This is a genomic window from Amnibacterium flavum (assembly GCF_003097495.1).
Lineage (GTDB): Bacteria > Actinomycetota > Actinomycetes > Actinomycetales > Microbacteriaceae > Naasia > Naasia flava.
This window is the reverse complement of record NZ_QEOP01000004.1, coordinates 60,329-76,744: the sequence shown is the minus strand read 5'-3', so window position 1 is coordinate 76,744 and position 16,416 is coordinate 60,329. Positions and strand designations below refer to the sequence as shown.

At 68.5% G+C, this 16,416-nt stretch carries 19 protein-coding genes; 12 read left to right on the top strand and 7 right to left on the bottom strand.

Going from position 1 to position 16,416, the window contains the following annotated elements; all coding sequences use genetic code 11:
* Positions 1-215: 215 nt before the first annotated feature.
* The gene (locus tag DDQ50_RS15555) at positions 216-860 is read right to left on the bottom strand and encodes a TetR/AcrR family transcriptional regulator (RefSeq protein WP_116757719.1); all 645 of its coding nucleotides are present in this window, start codon (positions 858-860) and stop codon (positions 216-218) included.
* 98 nt (positions 861-958) lie between these two features.
* Here DDQ50_RS15555 and DDQ50_RS15550 point away from each other — a divergent pair, with 98 nt between their 5' ends.
* The 5 genes from DDQ50_RS15550 to DDQ50_RS15530 all read left to right on the top strand — a co-directional run bounded on the left by DDQ50_RS15550 (position 959) and on the right by DDQ50_RS15530 (position 5,769).
* Complete coding sequence (locus DDQ50_RS15550) at positions 959-2,461, top strand: MFS transporter (protein ID WP_116757802.1); 1,503 nt, start codon at positions 959-961, stop codon at positions 2,459-2,461.
* Between the two features lie 341 nt (positions 2,462-2,802).
* On the top strand, positions 2,803-3,087 hold the full coding sequence (locus tag DDQ50_RS15545) for a Fe-S cluster assembly protein HesB (RefSeq protein WP_116757718.1): 285 nt from the start codon (positions 2,803-2,805) through the stop codon (positions 3,085-3,087).
* A gap of 70 nt (positions 3,088-3,157) precedes the next feature.
* The gene (locus DDQ50_RS15540; RefSeq protein WP_116757717.1) at positions 3,158-3,460 is read left to right on the top strand and encodes a hypothetical protein; all 303 of its coding nucleotides are present in this window, start codon (positions 3,158-3,160) and stop codon (positions 3,458-3,460) included.
* A 23-nt stretch (positions 3,461-3,483) separates the two neighbouring features.
* Complete coding sequence (locus DDQ50_RS15535) at positions 3,484-4,419, top strand: prenyltransferase/squalene oxidase repeat-containing protein (protein ID WP_116757716.1); 936 nt, start codon at positions 3,484-3,486, stop codon at positions 4,417-4,419.
* Positions 4,420-4,605: 186 nt separating this feature from the next.
* The gene (locus DDQ50_RS15530) at positions 4,606-5,769 is read left to right on the top strand and encodes a glycosyltransferase family protein (RefSeq protein WP_240614466.1); all 1,164 of its coding nucleotides are present in this window, start codon (positions 4,606-4,608) and stop codon (positions 5,767-5,769) included.
* On the opposite strand, the gene DDQ50_RS15525 is transcribed toward DDQ50_RS15530, so the two are convergent.
* The 3 genes from DDQ50_RS15525 to DDQ50_RS15515 are packed head-to-tail and all read right to left on the bottom strand — an operon-like array spanning position 5,748 to position 7,429.
* Positions 5,748-5,987, bottom strand: coding sequence for a helix-turn-helix domain-containing protein (locus DDQ50_RS15525; protein ID WP_116757715.1), 240 nt, complete (start codon positions 5,985-5,987; stop codon positions 5,748-5,750). The two genes, DDQ50_RS15530 and DDQ50_RS15525, sit on opposite strands and share 22 nt — an antisense overlap.
* Positions 5,987-6,469, bottom strand: coding sequence for a DUF2975 domain-containing protein (locus tag DDQ50_RS15520; protein WP_116757714.1), 483 nt, complete (start codon positions 6,467-6,469; stop codon positions 5,987-5,989). The genes DDQ50_RS15525 and DDQ50_RS15520 overlap by 1 nt, the downstream gene beginning before the upstream one ends.
* Before the next feature lie 48 nt (positions 6,470-6,517).
* Positions 6,518-7,429: a dihydrodipicolinate synthase family protein gene (locus tag DDQ50_RS15515; protein WP_116757713.1), complete on the bottom strand. Its 912-nt coding sequence runs from the start codon at positions 7,427-7,429 to the stop codon at positions 6,518-6,520.
* Positions 7,430-7,643: 214 nt separating this feature from the next.
* On the opposite strand from DDQ50_RS15515, the gene DDQ50_RS15510 reads away from it, so the two are divergent.
* A complete protein-coding gene (locus DDQ50_RS15510; RefSeq protein ID WP_205663672.1) occupies positions 7,644-8,360 on the top strand; it encodes an alpha/beta fold hydrolase in 717 nt (238 codons plus the stop codon).
* Positions 8,361-8,381: 21 nt separating this feature from the next.
* Here DDQ50_RS15510 and DDQ50_RS15505 read toward each other — a convergent pair whose 3' ends face one another.
* The 3 genes from DDQ50_RS15505 to DDQ50_RS15495 all read right to left on the bottom strand — a co-directional run bounded on the left by DDQ50_RS15505 (position 8,382) and on the right by DDQ50_RS15495 (position 11,124).
* Entirely contained in the window at positions 8,382-9,014 is a 633-nt protein-coding gene (locus tag DDQ50_RS15505) for a hypothetical protein (RefSeq protein WP_116757711.1), read from the bottom strand.
* Positions 9,015-9,068: 54 nt separating this feature from the next.
* Positions 9,069-10,337, bottom strand: coding sequence for a diaminobutyrate--2-oxoglutarate transaminase (gene ectB / locus DDQ50_RS15500; RefSeq protein ID WP_116757710.1), 1,269 nt, complete (start codon positions 10,335-10,337; stop codon positions 9,069-9,071).
* 166 nt (positions 10,338-10,503) lie between these two features.
* Positions 10,504-11,124 (bottom strand): MarR family winged helix-turn-helix transcriptional regulator, encoded by a 621-nt coding sequence (locus DDQ50_RS15495; protein WP_116757709.1) that lies wholly within the window; start codon positions 11,122-11,124, stop codon positions 10,504-10,506.
* Between the two features lie 100 nt (positions 11,125-11,224).
* On the opposite strand from DDQ50_RS15495, the gene DDQ50_RS15490 reads away from it, so the two are divergent.
* From DDQ50_RS15490 to DDQ50_RS15465, 6 genes are all read left to right on the top strand, one after another.
* Entirely contained in the window at positions 11,225-11,803 is a 579-nt protein-coding gene (locus DDQ50_RS15490) for an NADPH-dependent F420 reductase (RefSeq protein WP_116757708.1), read from the top strand.
* A gap of 54 nt (positions 11,804-11,857) precedes the next feature.
* Positions 11,858-12,769, top strand: coding sequence for a VOC family protein (locus DDQ50_RS15485; RefSeq protein ID WP_116757707.1), 912 nt, complete (start codon positions 11,858-11,860; stop codon positions 12,767-12,769).
* Entirely contained in the window at positions 12,766-13,416 is a 651-nt protein-coding gene (locus DDQ50_RS15480) for an alpha/beta hydrolase (RefSeq protein ID WP_116757706.1), read from the top strand. Before DDQ50_RS15485 ends, DDQ50_RS15480 begins: the two co-directional genes overlap by 4 nt.
* Positions 13,417-13,465: 49 nt before the next feature.
* Entirely contained in the window at positions 13,466-13,711 is a 246-nt protein-coding gene (locus tag DDQ50_RS15475) for a hypothetical protein (RefSeq protein ID WP_116757705.1), read from the top strand.
* Positions 13,712-14,181: 470 nt separating this feature from the next.
* Positions 14,182-15,477 carry an ABC transporter substrate-binding protein gene (locus tag DDQ50_RS17555; protein WP_116757704.1) on the top strand — a complete coding sequence of 432 codons (1,296 nt, stop codon included), beginning with the start codon at positions 14,182-14,184 and terminating at the stop codon, positions 15,475-15,477.
* Entirely contained in the window at positions 15,477-16,415 is a 939-nt protein-coding gene (locus DDQ50_RS15465) for a carbohydrate ABC transporter permease (protein ID WP_240614463.1), read from the top strand. Before DDQ50_RS17555 ends, DDQ50_RS15465 begins: the two co-directional genes overlap by 1 nt.
* The last annotated feature ends 1 nt before the right edge of the window (position 16,416 follow it).

Here is a 16,416-nt window from a genome sequence, read left to right as displayed (position 1 = left end):
ACCAGACCAGACCAGACCAGACCAAGGATGGGCGTTCCGGGCGAGCGCGCACGTTCAGGCCGGCCCCACACGCCGCAACGTGCGCGCACAGGGCAGGGCGGCCGCACCCCTCGAGTCGCTCCGCTCAGCGTGCGGGCTCGGCAGGGTCGGATATTCCGGGCACATACGCACGTTCCGGCCTGTCCGGAACGTGCGAACTCGCGCCCGGAAGAGCCCTAACCGGCCTGGACTCCTGCAGCCGGCAGCACGACGGTGTCGATCAGGCCGATGAGGAACTCGCGGGTGACGGGTTTGCGCAGCATGAGCGTGCGGTAGGCCACCATCGAGGGGGTGATCAGCGACAGGGTCTCGAGGTCGGCGTCGGCGGGGATCTCGCCGCGATCGATGGCGCGCTGCAGCACGGTGCGGTTGACGGCGGCACGCGGTTCGATGATGGCCTTGTTCGCGGCGTCCGCGAGCTCGGGGGTGCGCGACAGCATGGAGGCGATGCCCGCGATGATCTGCAGCTTGCGCTCGCCGTCCGCGATGGACGGCGTCTTGATGAGCCCGATGAGGTCGCCCCTGAGGGTGCCGGTGTCGGGTATCTCGAGGCCTGCGATATCGGCCGACTTCATGCAGGCCACCGCGTCGAGCACGAGTTCGGCCTTCGACGTCCACCGCCGGTAGACCGTCGCCTTGCCCGCCTTGGCGCGGGAGGCGACCATGTCGATCGTCATGCCGTCGTAGCCGACCTCGGCGAGCACGTCGAGGGTGGCGTCGAGGATCTCGGCGTCGCGGGTGTGGTCGCGCTTGCGCCCGAGCTTGGGTGTCGAGTCGACATCGTCGAGGGGCTCGTCATCGATCAGTTCAAGCGGCTCCATCGCTGCCTTCTCCGTTCACCGCGAATATCGTCGTGAGACATCCTAGTTCAGGAACTGTTGATATCCGGAACTTGACAGTTCCGTATAGAGTGACCGTCATGTCATCGGCTTCCCCTTCCTCTCCCACCACGGCAGCGCCCTCCTTGCGCTGGTGGACACTCACCACGGTCGCGCTCGCGCAGCTCATGGTCGTGCTCGATGCGACCGTCGTGAACATCGCCCTGCCCGACGCGCAGACCGACCTCGGCTTCTCCGACGGAGACCGACAGTGGGTCATCACCGCGTACTCGCTCGCGTTCGGCAGCCTCCTGCTGCTCGGCGGGCGCCTGTCCGATCTGATCGGCCGCAAGCGGACGTTCATCATCGGCCTCATCGGTTTCGCCATCGCTTCCGCGCTCGGTGGCGCGGCACCCGACTTCGGCATCCTCGTCGCCGCTCGCGCGCTGCAGGGAGCCTTCGCGGCTCTGCTCGCCCCCACCGCGCTCGCCGTACTGACCACGACGTTCACGATCCCGAAGGAACGGGCGCGTGCGTTCGGCGTCTTCGGCGCGATCGCGGGTGCCGGCGGCGCGGTCGGATTGCTGCTCGGCGGATTCCTCACCGAGTCGCTCGACTGGCGGTGGAACCTCTACATCAACGTCGTGATCGCCGTCTTCGCGATCGTCGGGGCGATCGTCTTCGTGCGCACCATCCCCCGCTCGGGTCCGCGTCCGCAGCTCGACGTGCCCGGCACGATCCTCGTCTCGGGTGGTCTCTTCGGAATCGTCTACGGCTTCTCGAACGCCGAGACGGACGGCTGGGACTCGCCGCTCACCTGGGCGACGCTCGCCGTCGCCGCCGTGCTGATCGTGCTGTTCGTGCTGTGGCAGCGCCGCGCGACGCACCCGCTGCTCCCCCTGTCGATCGTCCTCGACCGCAACCGGTCGGCCGCGTACCTGTCCGTGCTCATCGCGGGTGCCGGGATGTTCGGGATCTTCCTGTTCCTGACCTTCTACCTGCAGCGCACGCTCGGCTTCACGCCCATCCAGACCGGTCTCGCCTTCCTTCCGATGATCGGCGGGCTGATCATCGCCGCCCAGCTGGGGACCAACATCTTCGTGCCGCGATTCGGTCCGAAGATCCTCGTCCCGATCGGCATGATCCTGGCCACCACCGGGATGATCCTCCTCACCCGCCTCGACCTCGACAGCACCTACGCGGCCAACGTGCTGCCGGCGCTGATCGTGCTGGGCGTCGCGTTCGGCACGATCATGCCGGCGTCGATCCAGACGGCCACGCTCGGCGTGCAGGGATCGTTCGCCGGTGTCGCGTCGGCGATGGTGAACACCAGCCAGCAGGTCGGCGGATCGATCGGAACCGCCCTTCTCAACACGCTCGCCGCTACCGCTGCAACCGCCTACATCACCGACAACGGGCCCGCCTCACCCCAGGTGCTGGCCGAGGCCGCGGTGTCGAGCTACGCGACCGCGTACTGGTGGGGCGCCGGATTCTTCGCCCTCGGCGCGATCATCTCGGCCACCCTGTACCGCCGTCGCGGCCACGGGCTGTCCCTCTCCCACACCGCCCCGGCTGCGGACGCGGAGCCGGTGATCGCCCACTGACGTTCGACCGGCGGCCCGGCACAGGCCGGGCCGCCGGTCACGCGCAGCAAGTCGACCGTTGCCCCGCGCACAGCGACCCGTCGAGCGAAGCGGGCCGCCCGTTGAGCGAAGCGAAACGAAGGCTCACGCGCGCACGTTCCGGCGTGCGGGGCCGGCCGCAACGTGCGCGCTCGCCCGGAACGCCCGCAGTGGGGGGTGGCGGCGCGGACCTGGGTGCGGGGTCAGTGGCTGCTTGGCATCCGACGTGCATCGGGCGCAGCTGCTTTCGGAGACCCTGCGACAGGAGGAGCGTTGATATCTCGAAGACGCAACGAGCACCACGTGACAGAAAGAGGAAAGCCATGCTGACCCTGACCGACACCGCCTCGACCGTCGTGAAGACGATCGTCTCGCAGATCCCCAACTCCGACACCGCCGGAGTGCGCATCCAGGGAGGCGACGAGACCGAGTTCGTGCTCGGCGTCGTCCCCACCCCCGAACCCGACGACGCCGTCGTCGAGACCGCCGGCGCGCGGGTCTTCCTCGACGCCACGGCAGCCCAGGTGCTCGACGACAAGATCCTCGATGCCCTGATCGACGAGGAGGGCGGCGTCGTCCGCTTCGCGATCGAGCAGCAGGCCGCCTGACCCGGCGCTCCGCCGTGGCCGCGGACGGCCCGGGCGACCTACGCTGATCCCAGACACGAAGGAGCCCCACATGGCTGAGATCACCGCCGCCCAACTGTTCGAAGACCTGGCGATCGACATGGTCGACGACAACGACGGCGTCACCGCGGACGGCGACGTCCTGCTCGTCCACGGCAAGCCGTTCGCCCGGTTGACCGGCGAGTCCCTCGCCGTGCTGCTGCCGCCCGCCCGACGGTCCGACCTGATCGGCCGCGGCATCGCCTCGGGCGAGGACGGCGACTGGCTCCTCTTCGAGTCTCTCGACCTGTGGAGCGAGATGGCCCGCGAAGCCCATGAGTTCGTCGGTGAGCCGCCGGTCGGACACGACTCCTGACTCTTCGACCGAGGCGATCCGTCATGGGCCTGCTCGACTGGCTGCTCGACACCGACCCGGCGATCCGCTGGCAGGTCATGCGCGACCTGCAAGATGCCGACGGCCGGACCGTCGCCGCTGAGCGTGCGAAGGTCGCGACACAGGGCTGGGGTGCGAATCTGCTGCGCCTGCAGCGCGCAACGGGCGACTGGGGCGAGGGCCCCGATGAACCCGCTTGGTCATCGACGACGTTCACCCTTCTGCTGCTGCGCCATTTCGGCGTGGACCCTCAGCACCCCGCGGTTCGGGTCGCCGTCGACCGGGTCCGCGACAACGTGCGCTTCGTCTGGACGGAGACCGACTCGAGCCCGCTCTTCGAAGGCGAGGTCGAGGCGTGCATCAACGGGATGGCCCTTCGTCTGGCCGCCTACTTCGGTGAGCTCGGCCCGGCTGCCGAGAGGCTCGTCGACCGGCTCCTGCGGGAACAGCTCGAGGACGGCGGCTGGAACTGCGAGGCACCGGAGCATTCGTCGCGCTCCTCGTTCGCATCGACTCTGGCTGTTCTCGAGGGACTCCTCGAGTACGAACGCGTCACGGGTACTGATCCCCGGATCACCGCGGCCCGGCTCCGCGGCGAGGAGTACCTGCTCGAACGCGGGCTCTTCCGGTCACTCAGGACAGGCGAGGTCGTGAACCCGCACTGGCTCGAGTTCTCGTTCCCACCGCGCTGGGACTACGACATCCTCCGCGCGCTCGACTACCTGCGCGAGTCGCGACCGCCCGACGAGCGATGCGGCGAAGCGATCCAGGTGCTGCTCTCGAAACGCGACGACGACGGCCGCTGGTCGGTCGAGAACGGCGAGCGGGGCGGCGAGCTCTTCTTCGCCATCGATGACGGCGCCGACAGCGAGCCGAGCCGGTGGAACACCCTGCGCGCCCTGCGCGTGCTGCGCTGGTGGGAGCAGGGCCTCCGCGACTAGTCGCGCGGACCTCCAGGCGGCGCGACCGACGGATCCGGTCTTCCCGCCGCACGCTGCCGCGCCCACCTTCCACCCGTGGCCGACCCGCTCAGGATCTGTCTTCTCGGCGGTGTTACAGTCGGCGCCTCCAGTCCATCCGGCGACGACAACGAGGTCTCACTGCTGCACCGACCATGAGAGGACCCCATGTCGACGACCGTCACGCGATCTCGCGCCGCCGACGGCGCCGAGCCCGGTACTGAGGGCTCTGACGACAGGGTCGTCCGCGTCGCATCCGTTCCCGCCTCCCACGTCTACGTGCGCCACCTCGCCCCGATCGATCCGGCGGACCGAACCGTTGAGCGGCTTCCGGATCCCGACCCCGACGAACCGGGCCGATCCGCGGTCTCCCGCTGGTGGCCGCCCGCCATGCTCGAACCCGACTGGGTCGACCTGAACGCCTCGTTCGACGTCTTCCACCTGCAGTTCGGCTTCGACGCCCGCTCGCCCGAGCAGCTCGCCGCGCTGACCGGCGCCCTCGAGCGTCGCGAACGCCCGTTCGTCTACACCGTCCACGACCTGCGGAACCCGCATCACACCGATCGCGCCGCGCACGATGCCGCTCTCGACGTGCTGATTCCGGCCGCCGATGCGCTCATCACCCTGACCCGGGGCGCGGCCGACGAGATCGAACGCCGGTGGAACCGCACCGCCGAGGTGATCCCGCATCCGCACGTCGTCGACTTCGAGACGATGGCCCGCATCCAAGCCGAACGCGCCCACTCCGCGTCGGCTCGCGCGGACAGCGTCCGACCGTTCCGGATCGGCGTCCACCTCAAGAGTCTGCGGGCGAGCGTCAACCCGCTCCCGGTGCTCCGGGCACTGGTCGACGCGGTCCGCGATTCCCCCGGGTTGGTGCTGCAGGTCGACGGACACAATGACGTGCTGCACCGGGACGGTCGGCGCTACGACGCCGAGCTCGCCGACTTCGTCGAGACGGCGGCGGCGCGCGGCCTGATCGATCTGAGGATCCACGACTACTTCAGCGACGAAGACCTCTGGCGCTACCTCGCGTCGCTCGACGCATCGGTGCTGCCGTACCGGTTCGGCACCCACTCGGGCTGGCTCGAGGCCTGCCGCGACCTCGGCACGGCGGTCATCGCGCCGGACTGCGGCTACTACGGCCAGCAGGGGCCGGCCTTCATCTACGGGCACAGTGAGCGCGGCCTCGACGCCGAATCGCTGATCGCGGCGGTGGCTGCGGCCCGCCAGGCGGGCCCTGCGACTCCGGTGAGCGTCGCCGAGCGGATGCGGCAGCGCACCACGATCGCCGACAGGCACCGCGAGCTCTACCGGAGCCTGCTGCCCTGATCGTCGGTTTCGTCGCCGGGCACCCACCGCAGCAGATCGCCGGGCTGGCAGTCCAGGACGCGGCAGATGGCGTCCAGGGTCGTGAAGCGGACCGCCTTGGCGCGCCCGTTCTTGAGCACGGCCACATTGGCAGGCGAGATACCGATCGCGTCGGCGAAATCGGCGACTGTCATCTTGCGGCGAGCGAGCATGACGTCGATGTCGATGACGATGGCCATCAGACGACCTCCTCCAGCTCGCTCTGCAGAGCGGTTGCGCTCTGCAGGAGGCTGCGCATGACCACGAGCAGGAGCGTGAATCCCCCGCCGAGGATGGTGAGGCAGAAGAGCACCAGGATCACGCCGGGGGCGTCGATGACGGGCTCGACCACGAAGTAGATATGCGCGCCGAGACCCGCCACGAGCACGGTCGCCGCCGCAGCCGCCCAGACGATCGTGTCGACCCATCCGAACGCGTGGGCGACGAAGATCCGTCCCCGGTGAACCATCGAGAGCAGCACCCAGACCGCGACGAGCGCGATCTCGACGCAGGCGATGATCGCGATGCCGACCACCGTGTACGGCAGCCCGACCTCGGGGTGATCCGACGAACCGGCGAGCACGGCGGCGATGACGGGCACGATGAACGCTTGAGCACCGATCGCCCCGATCGCGATGACCAGGATCACGAAGCGGAGCGCGAGGATTGCGAGACGACTCATCTATCGATTATCGATAGACATCTATCGTTAATCAATACCCTCAGGTACTCAGTTCCAGTTGAGGACGAGGGGGTCCGCCCGGCGCAGCAGTCGGAGCAGTTCGGTGCGAGTGTCCCGGGACACGTCGTCGAAGGGGGCGCGCGACCGATCGCTCGCGATCACCTTGCCCGCGGCGAGCGCGATCTTCGCGGCCCGGAGTCCGCACTGGCGGTTCTCGTAATGGATGAGCGGGAGAACCGACTCCCACCGCAGCTCGGCTCCGTCACGATCGCCGGCCAGGTAGTCGCTCACGACACCGCCGAGGATGTCGGGCACCATCGCACTGCACATGGTTCCGATGGCGCCCGCCCACAGGTCGGGGATCAGCGTCACTGACTCCTCGCCGTCGAAGAGGCCGGGCAGATCGTCTCCGCTCAGAGCGGCGAGGTCGCGCAGTTTCTGCGCAGCCCTCGGAACCTCGATCTTGGCGTAGCGCACCTGCGGGATCTCACGCGCGAGTCGGGCGATGAGCGCGGTCGACAGGCGCGTGGTGCTGAGCGGCGCGTCCTGCACCATGATGTCGATGTCGATCGAGTCGGCCACCGTCGCGAAGTAGTAGACGACGGCCTGCTCGCCCGCCGCCATCGTGGCGCCGAAGAACGGCGGCATCAGCATGACGATCTCCGCCCCGGCGTCCTGGGCGGCCCGGCTGCGCTGTGCGGCGATGCGCGCGCTGTAGTGACTCGTCGTCACCATGACGGGCACCCGCCCGTCGACCTGCGCCACCGTCGCGGCGACGACCTGCTTGCGTTCCGCGTCGTCGAGGGAGAACTGCTCGGAGTAGTTGGCGAGGATGCAGACCGCCGCGGATCCCGCGTCGACCAGGAAGTCGGCGACCCTGCGCTGACCCTCGATGTCGAGCGACTCGTCGTCACGGAACACGGTCGGCGCGACCGGAATCACACCCTGCAACACTGCCATGCCTGCAAGTCTGCACGACCGGGGTCCCTGTTTCGAGGCGATGCTGTCGGCCGGCGTCGTCGAGGGATCCAGTCCGTGCGAGCGACGCCCCTTCCCTCACCCGCTCGACATCGGTCGAAGAGGTTGTCGACAGATGTCCCTCCCGGCGTCGGCGCACCTTCCGTACGGTCGACCGCACGTCACCGCCGCGAACTCGGAGAGCGAAGGAATACCGATGTCAGAGAAGCCCACCATCGTCCTCGTCCACGGCGCGTTCGCCGACGCCGCCAGTTGGGCGCCCGTCACTCTGAATCTCCTCGAGGCGGGCTACACGGTCCACGTTCCGCCTGTGTTCAACCGCAGCCTCATCGGAGACTCGGCCTACATCCGTTCCTTCGTCGAGCAGATTGAGGGACCGGTGATCCTGGCCGGTCATTCCTACGGCGGCGCGGTCATCACGGTCGCGGGCGCGGCGGACAACGTGGTCGGCCTCGTCTACGTCGCCGGATACGCGCTCGACGAGGGCGAGAGCCTCGGTCAGCTGCAGGGAGGCTTCCCGGATTCGGAGCTCGCCGCCAATCTCGTCTACTCGCCGTACCCGATCGAGGGCGCCGACCCGGGGACGGATGTCTCGGTGAAGATCGACGCGTTCCCCTCGGTCTTCGCGGCGGGCGTTCCCGAGGACACTGCCAGGGTGCTCGCGGTCTCCCAGCGCCCCTTGGCCGCCGTGGCCTTCGGCGAGACCGCGCCGACCGCCGCGTGGAAGACGAAGCCCGGTTGGGGAATCGTCTCGAGCGCCGACCGCACCATCAATCCCGATGTCGAACGCTTCGGTTATCAGCGCGCCGGACTCCGCCGGGTGATCGAGATCGATGCACCCCACCTGGTCATGCAGTCGAACCCCGATGAGGTCGCGAAGTTCATCACGGACGCCATCGACGAGCTCGCCTGAACGGTCGCCTGGCAGGTCAGGTCAGACGATCGCCTCGGCGGAGAGCTCGCGGAGGCGCTGCAGCGGATCGTCCGACGGCGAGGGTTGGGGCACCGCGCCGCGGGTGACGCTCGCGACCCAGAGCGTCGCCTCCGAGATCGCGGCGACAGCGGGCTCCACGATCTGGGCCGACATCGAGACGATGTACCCGTCGGAGTCGTCGGGAACCGACGTGCCCCGACTGAGCTCGAAGGGGTACGCCGGCACCGAACGCAGCGATGGGGCGCGTCCGCTGAGATCGGCACCCTCGACCTCGATGCCGTGCGTCCAATCGGTGAAGCTCTCGGGGTGGATACGGAAGCGATGCAGCAGCGCGGTGATCTGCTCGAGATCGCGGATGGCATCCCGCGCGGGAGCCGCTCGATAGGCGAACGCCGCGTCGAGGGCGTCTTCGAAGTCCGCCCGGATCCGTTCGGCGAAGAGTCCGAAGGCCGCATCGGGTGCTCCTTGAACCGTCCGGTCGAGCTGCCCCAGTCGTTCGGCCACGAACTCGAGGGCAGCTGCCACCTCGGGAATCGCGAGGGCCCGCCCGAGCGCCTCGCGCCGACGCGTCGTGCGCCGTCGGATGACTCTGGCGATGGGCGCAGCGCTCGAGTAGTCAGCATCGGAGATCATGATCACGAAGCTACTGCGCGCAGCTGCGCGGAGGACACCCCGGACGGCCGAACGTCAGACGAGCGCGTCGAGGCTCTCCTCGACGATGCGAAGGCCCCGCCCGAGCTCGTCCTCCGAGATCGTCAATGCGGGCAGGAACTTGAGCACCTCGTCGAACGCGCCCGAGGTCTCGATGATCAGCCCGCGCGAGAACGCCTCGGCGGAGATCCTGGCGGCGAGCGAGCGGTCGCCGTCGACGGCGAAGCCGTACATCAGGCCGCGGCCGCGAACGACGGCGCCGAGTTCGGGGTGCGCCGCAGCGAGACGCTCGAGTTCGGTGCGGAGGATCTCGGACTTGGCCTTGACCCCGTCCGTGAGAGCGGAGTCCGCCCAGTACTCCTCGAGGGCGACCCGGGCCGACACGAACGCGAGATTGTTGCCGCGGAACGTCCCGGTGTGATCGCCCGGCTTCCACACGTCGACGCCGGGCCGGAGCAGGACGAGCGACATCGGCAGACCCGATCCCGAGATCGACTTCGAGACGGTGACGATATCGGGGACGATGCCCGACTCCTCGAACGCGAAGAACGAGCCGGTGCGTCCGATGCCCGACTGGATCTCGTCGAGGATGAGCAGGATCCCATTATCGGCCGTGATCCGGCGCAGTCGCTGCAGCCACGGGCCGCTGGCGACGTTGATGCCGCCCTCGCCCTGGACTGCCTCGAGGATGACCGCGGCGGGCTTGTCGAGTCCGCTGCCGGGGTCGCCGAGCATCTTCTCGAACAGGTCGAGAGTATCGACGCCCGCACCGAGGTAGCCGTCGAACGGGAGACGTGCGACATCTCCGAGCGCGACGCCGGCCGCCTCGCGGTAGTGGCTGCTGCCGGTCGCGGAGAGGCCGCCGAGGCTGAGGCCGTGGAACGCGTTGGTGAAGGCGACGACGTTGGAGCGACCGGTCGCCTGCCGGGCGACCTTGAGCGCCGCCTCGACCGCGTTCGCACCGGTCGGCCCGGTGAACTGGATCTTGTAGTCGAAGCCGCGCGGCTCGAGCACGAACTTCTCGAAGGCCTCGATGAAGGCCTTCTTGGCGGACGTCGCCATGTCGAGCCCGTGGATGATGCCATCGCTCTCGAGGTACTCGATGAGGGCGCGCGTGAAGGCGGGGTTGTTGTGCCCGTAGTTGACGGCACCGGCCCCGGCGAAGAAGTCGAGGAACTCGCGTCCGTCCGCCGCATGCAGAACCGAGCCGCGCGCACTGTCGAAGACCACGGGGAAGGAGCGGATGTATCCGCGCACTTCCGACTCCCGCCGGTTGAACGTGTCCAGGGACGCTGCGTCGCTCATCGAACCACCTTACGTTTCGTCGGATCCGCTCTCCTGAGGTTACGTGGCCGCCCCTGATCCGACGGTCAGGGCGAGCGGTTCGCCGCCGAGTGACCGTTCCTCGCGGAGCGCTGGCGGGAACTCGACGAAAACGGTCGACGTGATGCGATCGGAGAGGCGTACGCGTTCAGTCGCGCGCTGCGGCCCCGGTGGCCGGCTCGGGCCGCGGATCGGCCTCGCATTCGGCGGGCTCGGCGTCGAGGTCGGCCCCGGTGCCGTCCTCCGGAGACGGATCCGCAGCGCATGCCACGGCATCCTCCGATCCGGTCGCCGGCGACCCGCCCGCGGTGACCGCGAGCCGGCGGTCGGGGTCGAGCTTGCTGAGGATCGCGTAGGACAGATCGGCCAGCTGGGCGACTTCGCCGTCGCCGAGTCCGTCGAGGATCATCCGCCGAACCGCTTCGTCGTGGAGAGGACGACTCGCGGCGAACGCCCGCTCGCCGGCGTCGGTGAGGACGGCGTTGGTGGCGCGCGCATCCTCCTCGCAGGCGGCCCGGACGACGTAGCCCTTGCGCTCGAGGCCGGTCACGACCCGGGAGAGCCGAGCGAGCGTCGCGTTCGTGCGCGACGCGAGCGCCGTCAGCCTCAACCGGTGCCGATCCGCTTCGTTCAGCGCCTCGAGCAGCGTGTACTCGAACGACGTCACCCCGGCTCCGGCGAGCTGACGGTCGAGGGCGGTGGGGAGCAGTTCGAGCAGCGCGCGGAGGCGCGCGACCGCGACCCGCTCTTCGTATCTCAACCCATCCATCGATCCATCGTAACCGACAGTTGCACCTACAAGTAAATAGGCTATGGTTGCACCTACAAGTATTCGCCCGACGGGAGTCGGCGCGAGGAATGGACGGATCATGACGAGCTTCACCATCATCGGGACCGGCAACATGGGCGGGGCCATCGGCGGCGTCCTGGCAGCCGGCGGCAGCGACGTCACCCACATCGCGCACGCGGAGAGCGGAAGCGCGCCGATTACCGGCGACATCGTCGTCCTCGCCCTCCCCTATCCGGCCATCGACGGCGTGATCGCGACCTACGGCGACCAGCTCGCGGGCAAGACGGTCGTCGACATCAGCAACCCGATCGACTTCGAGACCTTCGACGGCCTCACCGTCCCCGCGGGAAGCTCGGCAGCAGCCGAGATCCAGTCCAAGCTGCCGCAGAGCCGCGTGCTCAAGGCGTTCAACACGAACTTCGCCGCGACCCTCGCCAGCAAGCAGGTCGGCCGACTTCCCACGACCGTCCTCATCGCGGGCGATGACTCCGACGCCAAGAGCGCCCTCGCCGCCGCGATCACGGCGGGCGGCGTCTCCGCTGTCGACACCGGCTCTCTGAAGCGCGCGCACGAACTCGAGGCCCTCGGATTCCTGCAGCTGACTCTCGCCATCGGCGAGAAGATCGGCTGGAACGCGGGCTTCGCCCTGACCAAGTGATCATCGCGCCCGGGGCCCGAAAGACGGGTCCCGGCGCCGAGCTGGAGCAGCACCATGAGTGACGAGACCGACCGCATCCTCGACCCGAACACCTCGATGGGCGCCGTTACCCTCCGGGTCGGCGACCTCGAGGGCATGTCCGCCTACTACTCGAACGCCTTCGCGATGGAGCCCCTCGAGGAGCGCGGCCGCGACCGCGAGGTGCACCGAGTGCTCGGCCGCGGCGACACCCCGCTGGTGCGACTCATCCACACACCCGACCTGCCGGCGGTGGACCCGCGGCAGCCGGGTCTCTTCCACACCGCGTTCCTCTTCGACAGCCCCGAGAGCCTGGCGGCGACGGTGTACCGGGCCGCGCAGACCCCGCAGACCCGGTTCGCGGGATCGAGCGATCACCTCGTGAGCGAGGCCTTCTACTTCACCGACCCCGAGGGCAACGGCGTCGAGCTCTACACCGACCGGGATCGGAGCCTCTGGCAGCACCGCGACGGCCAGATCGTCATGTCGACGGAGTACCTCGACCCCAACGCCTACCTGCAGACGCACCTCACCCAGGAGGCATTGGACGCCGGTCCGACGCGAGCGGGCGCCGTGGGGCATGTGCACCTGCAGGTCGGCGACGTCGACACGGCTCGCGCCTTCTACGTGGATGCGCTCGGCTTCGAGACCACCCAGACCGCCTACCCGGGTGCGGTGTTCGCGTCGGCCGGCGGATATCACCATCACATCGCGATGAACGTCTGGAACAGTCGCGGCGCAGGCCCCCGTGCGGCGAGCCTCGGACTCGGGGACGTGTCGATCACCGTGCCGTCCCCCGCCGATCTCGAGGGCCTGTCAGCTCGGATGCGCGCCCGCGCCATCCCGTTCGACGGCGATGGCCGCTCGGTGACCGTCGTCGACCCGTGGGGCACCCACGTCACCGTCGCACTGCCCGATCTGTCGACCGACGAGCTGCTCGCCCGATGACCGCACCGCTCGCAGCGCTCCACTCCCCCGGTTTCGCCGACGTCGATTCGCCTCCCGCCGTCGCACTGCTGCTGCACGGCTACGGCTCGAACGAACGCGACCTCACAGGCCTCGCCGGCGCGATGGGCCTCGCTCTGCCGTGGGCGTCGCTGCGGGCGCCGATCGAACTCGGCAACGGCGGTGCGGCATGGTTCCCCGTCGTCACGCCCGGCGACCCCGATCCCGATCCGCTCGCCTTCGCGACCGATGCGGTGTGGGCATGGATCGACGACAACCTCGATCCCGCCGGCCGAGTCGTCCCGATCGGGTTCTCCCAGGGCGGGCTGATGGCGAGCCAGCTGCTGCGCACCCGGCCCGAGCGCGTGCTCGCCCCGGTGATCCTGGGCGGCTTCGTCCAGCGGACGCCGCAGCCGGGCGACGCGGCGCTGGCATCGGATCGCCCGCCGGTGTTCTGGGGTCGTGGTTCCGAGGACCGCGTCATCACCTCCGCGGCTGTCGCCCGCACCGCCGAGTTCCTCGCCGCGCACTCCACCCTCGACGGGCACGTCTACCCGGGATTGGCGCACGGCATCAGCGTCGATGAGCTGGCCGACGTCGCGCACTTCCTCGTGGTGAACGCCGGTGCGGACTCGATCATCACCGACTGAGCGGGGTGCACGCCCTACTGTTGACCCCAACGGACGAAAGGGATTCACCATGCCGGACTACGCCTTCGGGGGCCCCGCAGACATCGACCGCGCCATCGCGTTCATGGTGCAGCTCGACAACGAGCAGCGCAACGCGCTGGCCGTCCTCGAGATCGACAACGCGATCGAAGAACTCCAGACCGAGTTCGAGAAGACCTCCGCCGACCCGGCGTACCGCCCGACCAACGACTTCATCGCCCGCCTCAGCGGCTACCTCCAGATGGCCGACGACAGCGAGAACCGCAAGCTCGTCTGACCGCCGCCGAGCGCAGCGACGCGAGGCACAATCCCTCTGCCTTCATTTCGACGGGCTCAATGAGCGGCGCCCGCCCGCCCGCTGAGCCCGTCGAAGCGAGACACCGAGCCCTCCGCCTTCATCTCGACGACCTCGATGAGTGACACGTCCGCCCGCTGAGCGCAGCGAAGCGAGACACCGAGCCCTCCGCCTTCATTTCGACGAGCTCAATGAGCGGCGCCCGCCCGCCCGCTGAGCCCGTCGAAGCGCAACTCCGAGCCCCCGCCCTCATTTCGACGAGCTCAATGTGCGGCACCCCGCCCGCTGAACAGCCACTCGTCGCGGCGCGCCCTTCTCACCTGCGGCAAACCCTAGGCGTCGAACAGCAATGATGGTATCGTTACCAACACTTCGGCCGCGGGTGGCTTTCCGCCTCTGCCAGGACGGAGGAACCCCACCGCAGCAACCGGCATCAAGGAGGATGTAACAGCATGATTGGCAGAAAATCAGTACTGAAGCGGGTGGGGGCTACTGCACTCGCGCTCGGGCTCGCGGCCTCGCTCGGCGCGTGCTCCCAGGGGTCGGCGAGCACCTCTTCCGCCGGCGGCTCCACCCTCACCCTCAACGGCGATCGCGCCGACTTCGTGGATGCGTACAAGGTGGCGGGCGATGCACTCGCCGAGCTCGGCGACTACAGCATCGACCCCCGCAACGTTCCGTCGACCGAGAACTACCAGCAGGTCATCCGGTCGTCGCTGCAGACCGACTCCACCACCGACCTCGTGAAGTGGTGGAACGGCTACCGCCTCCAGGACCTCGCCCGCTCCGGTGGGCTGGCCGACCTCTCCGCCGAGTGGGACACGGCCGTCGACGAGGGATGGGTCAACCCCGACACGAAGGACAGCTTCTCGTACGACGGCAAGGTCTACGGGATGCCGATGTACAAGAGCTACTGGGTGATCTTCTACAACAAGAAGGTCTTCAACGATGTGGGCATCACCCCTCCGACGACGTGGGACGAGTTCCTGTCGAACAACGAGGCCATCAAGGCCGCGGGCGTGACGCCGCTGTTCGGAACCCAGGAGGCCGGCTGGACCTCGTTCATCTGGTTCGAGGAGATCCTGTCGAAGCTCGACCCCGACTTCTACTCCAAGCTCATGGCCGGCGAGGCGAAGTACACGGACGAGCCCGCTCAGGAGGCACTCCGCATCTGGGGCGACCTGTACGCGAAGGGGTACTTCACCGCTCCCGACATCGCTTGGGACAACGAGCCCGCACTCTTCCAGGAGGGCACGGTCGCGCAGGTGCCCATGGGCTCGTGGCGCAACGGCATCTTCGTCACCAACGGCATGACCGAGGACGACTACGGCGCATACCTGCTCCCCGTCATCAAAGAGGGCACGCAGCCGTCCGTCATCACCGAGTCCGGAGTCATCGCCGTCGCTGCGAAGAGCGCGAAGAAGGACGAAGCGCTCAAGACCATGGGCAACTGGCTGAACCCCGAGGTCCAGTCCGCATGGGTGAACCAGATCAAGGACACCTCGGCCAACCCCGAGGTCGTCACCGACGACCCGACGCTCACGTCGATCAGCGAGCAGGTGGCGGCGGAGAAGCCGGTCGAGCTGGTCCGCTTCTGGGAGGCCAGCCCGCCGCCGCTCATCGAGGGCGGCGTCCAGTTCCTGGCGAGCTACATGGTCGATCCGTCGGAGGACAACATCATGCCGACGCTCGAGAAGCTGCAGGACCTGGCCGACTCCGAGTGGGCGAAGTGGAAGGCCGCCGAATAGTGACAGCCACTTCGGTGCGTCCTGCCGGGGCGGGGAGCGAGATCGCTTCCCGCCCCGGCGGGCGCCGGCCCCGCGTGGCGGGCCGCCCCCGCCCCGCCTTCGCGGCGATCCCTTTCCTCATCCCCGCACTCGTCCTCGTCGGCGCACTGCTCCTCGTGCCGTTCGTCTCGACGGTCTACCAGAGCCTCACCCGCGACAACGGGTTCACCTCGACCTTCATCGGGTTCGAGAACTACTCGCGACTCCTCCAGGACCCCACGTTCCTGCAGTCGCTGCTCAACACCGTCATGTGGACGGTCGGCACCCTCATCCTTCCCGTCGGTCTCGGACTCCTGATCGCGGTCTTCACCAACTCGATGCGCGGCGGCCGCTGGCTGCGACTCGCCTTCGTGCTCCCCTACGCCATGTCGGGAGCCGCCACCGCGGTCATCTGGGGCTTCATCCTGCGCTCCGACGGCGCCCTCAACCAGGCGATCGCCTTCCTCGGCTTCACGCCCCCGGCATCCGGGTGGCTGCTCGAGTGGCCCACGAACACGCTCGTCATGATCCTCGCCAACACCTGGCAGGCGACCGGCGTCACGGTCATCCTCTTCCTCGTCGGCCTCCAGTCGATCCCGCCCGAGACGGTGGAAGCCGGGTCGCTCGACGGGGCGACGGGCATGCGCCTGTTCTGGCACATCGTGCTCCCCCAGCTGCGTCCCGTCACCATCGTCGTCATCGGCATGTCGATCGCCAACAGCCTTCGTGTCTTCGACCTCATCTGGCTGCTCACGAAGGGCGGGCCCGGCGGAGTGTCCGAGACGCTCGCCGTCACGATGTACCGGCAGACGTTCATCATCAGCGATTACGGCTACGGCGCGGCTGTCGCCGTCGTTCTTGCCATCATCGTGGTCGCCAGCTCCTACGCGTACCTCCGCCGTCAGCTGAAGGGGGTCTGAC